Source organism: Streptomyces sp. R-07 (genome assembly GCF_049913175.1).
Lineage (GTDB): Bacteria > Actinomycetota > Actinomycetes > Streptomycetales > Streptomycetaceae > Streptomyces.
The window spans coordinates 6,867,741-6,876,562 of record NZ_CP183978.1 but is presented as its reverse complement, the minus strand read 5'-3'; the positions used below and the strand labels follow the sequence as shown (position 1 = coordinate 6,876,562).

Annotated in this window: 4 protein-coding genes; all 4 read left to right on the top strand. The window is 74.5% G+C overall.

The window, feature by feature from the left end:
• The first annotated feature begins 432 nt into the window (after positions 1-432).
• Genes ACN9M0_RS31445 through fxsT form a run of 4 tightly spaced genes read left to right on the top strand, consistent with a single transcriptional unit; the run spans position 433 to position 8,805 of the window.
• Complete coding sequence (locus ACN9M0_RS31445) at positions 433-1,518, top strand: effector-associated domain 2-containing protein (protein WP_426404605.1); 1,086 nt, start codon at positions 433-435, stop codon at positions 1,516-1,518.
• Positions 1,515-3,047, top strand: a complete 1,533-nt coding sequence (locus ACN9M0_RS31440; protein ID WP_366037682.1) for a hypothetical protein — start codon at positions 1,515-1,517, stop codon at positions 3,045-3,047. Before ACN9M0_RS31445 ends, ACN9M0_RS31440 begins: the two co-directional genes overlap by 4 nt.
• Positions 3,044-4,159, top strand: a complete 1,116-nt coding sequence (locus ACN9M0_RS31435; RefSeq protein ID WP_366037681.1) for an AAA family ATPase — start codon at positions 3,044-3,046, stop codon at positions 4,157-4,159. The genes ACN9M0_RS31440 and ACN9M0_RS31435 overlap by 4 nt, the downstream gene beginning before the upstream one ends.
• On the top strand, positions 4,156-8,805 hold the full coding sequence (fxsT, locus tag ACN9M0_RS31430; RefSeq protein WP_426404604.1) for an FxSxx-COOH system tetratricopeptide repeat protein: 4,650 nt from the start codon (positions 4,156-4,158) through the stop codon (positions 8,803-8,805). Before ACN9M0_RS31435 ends, fxsT begins: the two co-directional genes overlap by 4 nt.
• The last annotated feature ends 17 nt before the right edge of the window (positions 8,806-8,822 follow it).

Below are 8,822 nucleotides of genomic sequence, written 5' to 3'. Positions count from 1 at the left end.
CACGGCGTCGGCTTTCTAACCAAGCCGCTGATCTTCCGTCAACCGACTTACCATTCCCGGGCATTTGGCTCAGCCGGGACGCTCGTCGAAGAAATCGCGGAACAGGGGTGATGTCGCCCGACTTCGGGAAATCGGCGTCCCTGAGGGGTGGATGCCGTGGGCGTCTCCCGCCGGCGGAGGAAAAGGTCTCGACCGGTCCGCGCGGCGGACCGAACCAGCCGACTCGTGCGCGATCCCGGCCGACAGCGACATTCGGCCAGCCCACGGCCGTCCCGTCCGATTCGGCGACTTGTCGGGACGCCTACCGGGTATTGCTGCTTAGCATGGCCGTAACACGCGCTCCTCCCGTACCTGGTTCACCGCGGCCCCGCCCGGACCCGGGAGACCGGGCACGGGGCGGAGGCTCGCGGAGCGGGGAACGGGGGCACAGGGGTGGGCAGTTCGCTCACGGAATCGTGGCGGGTACGGGTTCTGGACGCACGGGGCACACCCGTCGGCGCCGGGGTGCTCGTGGCCGGCGGCAGAGTGCTGACCTGCGCGCACGTGGTGGAAGGGGCGCTCGACCCCGAGGACGGGGACCCGCGGGAGGCCGAGCTCACCGTGGACTTCCCCGGCTCCCTCGCACCCGGCGCGCGGCCGGTGCGCGCCGGGGTCGCGCCTCAGGGCTGGGCGCCGCCGGACGAGGAGCGGGCCGACGTCGCGGTGCTCGAACTGCGCGAGGACGCCCCGGCCGACTGCGAGCCCGCCCGACTGCGGCCGTGCGGCCCCGCCCGCGACCGGATCGTCCGCGCCTTCGGGCAGGTCGCCGGCGCGCCCGCGGGGCTGTGGGTGCGGGCCCGCCTGATGGGGTCCGGCGGGCTGAGTCCCGAGTGGATGCAGCTGGAGGCGGCGGGCGAGGCCGGTGACCGGCTGCGGCAGGGCTACAGCGGAGCCGGGGTCGTCGACGGCTCCGGGGACGTGATCGGTCTGGTGGTCGCGGAGGACACCCGCGCTGAGCGCCGTACCGGCTGGATGATCCCGGTCGAGATCGCCGTACGGTACTGCCCGGCTCTCGCGGACGCGGTGGCCGGTCCCGCCGCCCACGACCCCGCCCACGACTCGGTCCCCGCCCACAGCCCCGCCCACGATCACGGCCACGGCCACGACGTCGGCCCCGGCCCGTACGCACCCGACCGCTTCCCCGGCCCGGTGGACGTCTTCCCCCCGCCCTGGCCGTCGAGCGCCGAACGGGAGCTCGCCCGGGTGCTCGTGAAGGTGCGCAGTTTCGCCGATCCGCACCGCCGTGAGCGGGTGCTCCGGGACACCGGCGACGACATAGCCTTCCACGTCGAGCGGACCGGGGTCCTGATGAACGACGCGCGGGCGGTGCTCGGGCTCTGCCTGGAGTACGAGGACGGCATCGACCGGTTCGCGGCGGCGCTGCGCTGGTACGAGTCGGGCTCGCTGCCGATGCGGGAGTTCGACCGCGAGGTCGCCCGCCTGCGGGCGCGGGGCTCCGGCGGTGGGGCCGTGCGATGAGCGGCTCCCACGATCCGTACTGGACGCTGGCCCACGAGATGGTCCGGCTCCGGCGCTCGCCCGCGGACACCACCTCGGCCCGGTCGGCGGCGCTGCGCCGGGTCGCGTCGGAGTGCGGGGCGGACCCGCGTGCTCCCGAGGGCGGCAGTGTGGAGGCGCTCGCCCTGGAGCTGGCCTACTGCGCCGACCATCCGGGCGGTCTCGCCGTCTATCTGGAGGAGTTCTCCCGCGGTCACCAGAAGACGGTCAGTTGGCGGGCGGTGGAGCGGCTGCACCGGCAGCTCTTCCCCTCGGACCTCCTGGAGCCGCACCACCGCCGGTCCCTGTCGGAGCTCCTGGAGTCCTGTGAGCAGGCGCCCCGGCTGCGTTCGCTCGCCCTGCGCGTCCTGCATGACGCCGGCGCCGGCCCGACGTCCCCCGAGGACTGGGGGCCGGACCGGGGCCACGACGACCGGCAGGGCGAGATCGGGGCCCTCCTGGCGGTCTTCGAGGACCTGCCGTACGGCTGGGAGGACGAGCCGCACCCACTGCTCGTCCTCGTCGAGACCGTCGCCGTCCTGGAGGACGCCCCGCTGCGGGCCCGGCTGCACGCCTGGAGCGGGCGGGTCGCCGCCCAGCTGGGCTGCCGCAGCCCCCAGCGGCTGACCCGGCTGCGCGACGAGGTGGCGGCGCGGGCCGGCCGGCCTGTGTGCCCGTACCGGCTGCTCGTGGAGATCACCGCGCGCACCCCCGTGCCCGACCTGTACACCGTGCGGTCCTGGGTGGTGCCGCCGGGCCCGGACGGGGCGCGGCCGTTCGGCGAGCCGGTGCAGTTGTCGACGCGGGCCGCGATGGAGGAGGAGGTCGCGGGCCGCTATCTGTCCTGCGTGCAGCGGCTCGGGGAGCTGAGCGCCGGGATGGTGGTCGAGTTCCTGCTGCCGAGGCCGCTGCTCTGGCTGCCGGTGGACCAGATCATGGCCCGGCCGCCGGACTCGGTGGCCCGGCCGATCGGGGCCGACCACACGGTCGTGGTCCGCAGCCGGGACCGGTGGGCCAAGCCGCACTGGCGGCCGCGGCTCCACGCGCGGTCCGACCTCCTCACCACGGCCCCGGAGACCGCCTTCGAGTCGGCCGCCGTCCGCGTGGTGCAGTACGGCGAGCGGCTGCTGCCGGTGGAGCTGCTCCGGCAGCTGCGCCACGACCACGAGCAGCTCGGCTGGCTGTTCCTCGAACCCCCTTCGTACACCGGTGGCCTGGAGGGAGACGCGGTCAACGTACTGCTGGAGATGGGGATTCCGGTGATCGTGGCGGTGCGGGAGGTGGGCGGCCATCCGGAGGCGGAACGGAAGACACGAAAAGTACTGGCGGGCAGGCTCATGGAACTGCCCGAGCGGGTAAGGATGTTGAGGGGTGAGGTGGGGCCGGACGCGGACGTCTTCGCCGTTCTGGACCTGCATCGCCACATCAGCCTAGTGTGGGACGGTCGTGACGGACTGGAGGGGGCGGACGCCGCGCTGGGGCATCCGTCGACCGGGGGTGGCTTGCCATGAGCGGGACCGTGGACCGCGCGACGGGCGGCGCGAACGGCGCCGCGGGTGCCGAGGGGGCCGACGTGCCTTCCGTGCCCGGCTGGTGGCTCTTCCGGGACACCGGTGAGCACCGTTCGCCCGAGGACGAGGTGCTGCCCAAGATTCCCCCTCCGCCGAGCTGGCGCCGCTTCCGGCCGGAGTCCGAGCGCGGCCCGCTGACCGTGCCGGTGCCCGCGGACGCCCACGACACCCGGCGCAGGCTCGGCAGGCGCCGCGGCGGGACGCTGAACCCGACGGTGCTGCACGTCGTGAACGCCGCGATCCATCTGCGGCGCCCCCTGCTCGTCACCGGCGCGCCCGGCACCGGGAAGTCCACCCTCGCCCACCAGATCGCCTCCGAGCTGGGCCTCGGCGGGGTGCTGTGGTGGCCGGTGGTCAGCCGCACCACGCTCCGCGACGGACTGTACGACTACGACGCCATCGGCCGTGTCCAGGACGCCCCGCAGCCGGGGCGCCGCGCTCCCGCAGGGGACGGCCCGCTGCCCGGCATCGGCCGCTACCTCACGCTCGGCCCCCTGGGGACCGCCCTGCTGCCGTGGCGGCGCCCCCGGGTGCTCCTCATCGACGAGCTCGACAAGAGCGACGTGGACCTGCCCAACGACCTTCTGCACATCTTCGAGGAGGGCGAGTACCGCGTCCCCGAGCTGGATCGGCTCGCCCAGTCGCAGCGCCAGGTGGAGGTGGCCACCGCCGACCACGACCACCGGGTCACCGTGACGGCGGGACACGTGCGCTGCGCCGAGTTCCCCATCGTGGTGATCACCAGCAACGGGGAGCGTGACTTCCCTCCCGCCTTCCGCCGCAGGTGCCTTGAGGTAAGGATGCCCGCGCCGGACGGGCAGCGGCTCGCCGCGATGGTCGCCTCCCACTTCGGCGGGGCGCTCGACGAGCGGACGCGGGATCTGGTGCGGGAGTTCGTGGAGCGGCGCGGCGACAGCTCCGACCTCGCCGTCGACCAGCTGCTCAACACCGTGCACATGCTCACCAACGGCGCCGCCGAGGCGGACGACGCCTCCTGGCGGCAACTGCGCGACGCCCTCTGGCGGAACCTGTCGTCGGACACCTCACCATGACCGGACCCGGGGGCTCCGCAGAGCCCACGGCCCGCGAATGGGCGGAGGCGATCTGGCTCGCCGAGGTGATCGGGCAGGAGGAGGGCCCACCGGGCCTGCTCCGGGAGGCGGACGCCCGTGAGACGGACGACCGGGAGACCACTGCCGGCGGCGCCGGAGACCGAGGCACGGACGGTCAGGACGGGCCCGGCCGCGACGACGCCCGCTCCCCCTCCGACCCTTCCGGCTCCTCCGGTCCTTCCGACTCCACTGGTCCTTCCGACTCCTCCGGCCCTCCGGGTCCCTCCCATGCGACGGGGGAATCGCCCGACGGCGTCGGCACAGCGACCGATGCCGGCGGTACGGCGGCGCAGCGGGCTCAGGGCGCCGGTGCCACCGCTCCGGCCGAGTCCGACGGCCCCCGGCCCGCCCTCCCCCGGGTCTCCCACACGCTCTCCTCCGGCCGGGGCGCCGTCACCGGGGAGGAGCTGCCCGGTGCGCTCCGCGACCCCCGCGCGCTGGCCCGGGCCCTGCGGCCGCTCAACCGGCGGCTGCCCGGAGGCGCCCGGCGGCCGGTGCTCGACGAGGAGGCGACCGCGGTGCGGGCGGCCGAGACCGGCCAGTGGAACCCGGTGCTGACCCGGCCGCCGGACCGCTGGTTCGAGGTGGCCCTCGTCGTGGAGCACAGCGTGTCCATGACGGTGTGGCAGCCGGTGGCCCGCGCGTTCGCCGAACTCCTGCGCATGCAGGGAGCGTTCGCGGACGTCCGGCTCTGGTCGCTGGACACCCGGGACGGCAAGCACGCCGTGCTGCGCTCGGCCGACGGCGGACTGCGGCACAGCCCCGCCGAACTGTTCCATCCGGACGGCCGCCGGATCGTCCTGGTGATGAGCGACTGCGTCGGCGACGCCTGGGCCGGCGGGGCCGTGCCCCGGCTGCTGCACACCTGGGGCAGACGCGCTCCGGTCGCCGTGCTGCAGCCGCTCCCCACCCATCTGTGGGACCTCTGCGACGGCGTCCCGATGGAACTGCGCGTGCGCGCCGACGCGCCGGGCCTTCCCAACTCCCGCCTGGAGCTGTTGCGGTACGGCCGCTGGGAGCGGCCGCGCGACAGCGGCCCGGTCGATCCGCTGCCCGTTCCCGTGCCCGTCCTCGAGCTGGAGCCCCACTGGTTCGCCGGGTGGGCCCGGATGGTGACCGGCGGCGCGCTGCCGTGGGCCGAGACGACCTCGCTCCTCGTGGACGAGCAGGGGCTCACAGCGCACTGCCTGCCGCCGTTCACCTGGGAGGAGCGGCGGCGTCCGGTGCCGCCGGACCTGGCGGTGCGGCGCTTCCTGCAGCACGCCTCTCCGGCCGCGCGGCGGCTCGCGGCCCGGCTCGCCATGGTGCCGCTGCGGCCCGCGGTGGTGGAGGCGGTGCGGCAGGGGCCGACGGCGGTCGGCGGACCGCTGCCGTTCGCGGAGATCCTGCTGGGCGGGCTCCTCTCGTTACGCACCACGGCCGGCCCGGGACGGACCGGCGAGGAGTACGCGTTCGAGTTCCTGGACGGGGTGCGCTCCGGGCTGCTGCGCGGCCTCGGCCGCACCGAGCTGCTCCGTACGCTCCAGGAGACCTCGGCGCTCGCCGGACGCGCGGTCGGGGCGCGGCCGGACCTGGTGAGCACCGTGATCGGCAGCCGGGAGGGGCCGGACGCGGACACGCTCACCGACCTGGACCGCGAGCTCCTCGACGCCGCGGGGCCCGCGCTGAGGGCGCTCGGTCCACCCTATGGTGCGGTTTGGGACCCGGTTCGGGGGTCGACGCCGTTCGGTCCGGTCACCGCCGGGGAAGGGGTGACGGCGGAGGAGCCGACGAGGGATCCGGCGGCGAACCCACCGACGGACGAGGCCCCGTGGACCGGCCCGGGGCTCGCCGCCGGACCCGAGGCCGGGAGCGAGAGGGAGCTCGTGGACGCGATGGACCCCGACCCCGACCGGAACGACCGCACAACGCCCCCGATCGAGAAGGAACCCAGCATGACGTCCCCATCGACGGGAGACGCCGCACCGGGCACCACGACCCCCGGCCCCGGCGACACCGACACCGACAGCAGCGGCAGCGGCAGCGGCAGCGGCAGCGGCAGCGGCAGCGGCAGCGGCACCACGACCGGCTCCAGGGGGGCGGCCCCTTCCGGCCAGTCCCGCTCACCTCGTTCCGTACCCCTGCCCAATCCGCACTTCGCCGGACGCGAATCCGAACTGGCCGAGCTGCACCGGCAGTTGGGGGCGAGCCCGCGGGCCGCCGTCCTCCCGCACGCGCTGCACGGCCTCGGGGGCGTCGGCAAGACCCAGCTCGCCCTGAAGTACGTCCAGTTGCACCGGCAGGAGTACGACCGGGTGTGGTGGATCGACGCCGAGCAGCCGGCCGTGATCCGCGCCCAGCTGACCATGCTGGCGCCGGAACTCGGCCTCGTGCCGGACCCGCAGAGCGACACGGTGGCGCGCGTCCTGGCCGCGCTCGCCGCGGGCACGCCGCACAGCCGCTGGCTGCTCGTGTTCGACAACGCGGGACAGCCCAACGACGTCATCCCCTACCTGCCGTCGCTGATCGGCGACTCCGGGGGGACCGGGCGCATCCTCATCACCTCGCGCCACGCCGGCTGGTCGGACCGGGTGCTCGCGACGAAGGTGGACGTGTTCACCCGTACCGAGAGCCTGGACTTCCTGCGGGCGCGGGCCCCTTGGGCGAGTCCGGAGCAGGCGGACCAGCTCGCCGAACTCCTCGGCGACCTGCCGCTCGCTCTTGAGCAGTGCGCGGCGCTCCAGCGGCAGACCGGCATCGCGGTGCGGGAGTTCCTCCCGATGATCGAGCGGCGACGGGCCGAGGTGCTCGCCGAGGGCGTCGACTCGATCACCCTGCCCGTGGCGGTGGTGTGGCGGGCCTCCATGGAGTCGCTGGCCGAGAACACCCCGGGCGCGCTCGAACTCCTGCGGCTGCTCGCCTTCTTCGGGCCCGAGCCGGTCGCGCTCGACTTCCTGCACGATGCCAGGATGCTGCCGTTGCCGCCGGCGCTCATGCGGCTCGCCCGCGACCCGCTGTCCCGGGGCCGTACCATCCGGGCGATCAACCAGTTCTCGCTGCTCACCGTCGACAACGTGGCCGGCACCGTGCAGATGCACCGGCTGGTCCGGGCGGTGCTCCAGGACGAGCTGTCGGAGCAGGAGCAGAGCGACATGCGGCACCTGGTGCACCAGGTCATCGCCGCGCACGACCCGGGCGACACCCAACGGCCCGAGCACTGGCGGAACTACGCCGACATCCTTCCGCACCTGGAGCCGACGGGGCTGCCGCACTGCGAGGACCGGCACATCCGGGACACCGCGATCAATCTGATCTCCTATCTGCTGGCCCGGGGCGTGCTGCGCGGGGCCGCGCAGCTCGGCGAGCGGATCAGCACGGACTGGCGCTCCTTCCTGGGCGCGGACGACCTCCAGACCCTGTGGGCGACGCGGTACCGGGCGAGCGCGCACTGGCAGCTCGCCGAGTTCTCCACCTCTAGGCCGCTGAGCGAGGAGGTGCTGCGCCGGCTGCGGGAGACGGTGGGCGACGACCACGAGTACACGCTCACGGCCGCCGGCGCGCTCGCCGCCGACCTGCGGACGGCGGGCCGCTTCGCGGACGCCCTGGAGCTGGACGAGGACGCGTACCGGCGCAGCGTCAACGTGTACGGGTCGGAGGACCCGTTCGCCCTGCGGGCCGGGCACAACTATGGCGTGAGCCTGCGCGTCAACGGGCGCTACGGGGAGGCCCTGGCGCTCGACCGGCGCGTCCACCGCGACCGCCGCACGGTCCTCGGCCCCTCCGCGCACTCGACCCTCTTCTCCGTCAACAACGTGGCCCGTGACATGCGCGAGTGCGGTGAGTACGCGGCCGCGCTCGAACTCCAGGAGCAGACGGTCGCGCAGTACCGGGCGCAGTACGGCGACCGGCATCCGCACACCATGCGGGCGATCAAGAACATGTCGGTGACCTGCCGCAAGGCCGGTCGTTTCGACTGGGCGCGGTCCTTGGCCGAGGAGGCGCTCGACCTGTACCTGGCGATCTTCGGGCCGATGCACATCGACTCGCTCGCCGCGTTCGCGAACCTCGCCAACGACCTGCGGCTGACGGGCGACGCCGAGGCCGCCGAGCGGCAGGGCGCGCAGGCCGTGGACCGATACCGGACGGTGCTGGGCACCGAGCACCCGCTGACGTACGTGGCGGCCGTCAACCACGGGGCGGCGCTGCGTGCGGTGGGCAAGTTCCCGCAGGCGCTCCGGCTCGACCAGACGACCGCGCCCGGCCTCGAACAGGCGCTGTACCCGACGCATCCGTGGCCGCTGCTCGCCCACGTCAACCTGGCGACGGGGCTGGCCAGGGCGGGCGAGCACGAGGCGGCCCGAGAGCTCGGCGAGCGGTGTGCCGGAACCCTGGAGGAGCGGTACGGGGACCGGCATCCGGCGACCCTGGCCGCCTTGTGCAACCTGTCGCTCGACCTCGTGTCCTGCGGGGAGGAGGAGCGGGGCGCGGAGCTGCTGGCCTCGGTGGTGCGCCGCTACCACGACACCCTGGGGGCCGAGCACTGGGAGACGCTGTCGGCGGAGGCCGGGCGGCGCGCGGAGTGCGACATCGAGCCGCCACCGCTGTGACGCCGGGGCTCGCGGGG

Bases quoted from the DNA above. Each gene is read 5' to 3' on its own strand.
- ACN9M0_RS31440 (WP_366037682.1), top strand. From the start codon at position 1,515: ATGAGCGGCTCCCACGATCCGTACTGGACGCTGGCCCACGAGATGGTC.
- ACN9M0_RS31435 (WP_366037681.1), top strand. From the start codon at position 3,044: ATGAGCGGGACCGTGGACCGCGCGACGGGCGGCGCGAACGGCGCCGCG.
- fxsT (WP_426404604.1), top strand. From the start codon at position 4,156: ATGACCGGACCCGGGGGCTCCGCAGAGCCCACGGCCCGCGAATGGGCG.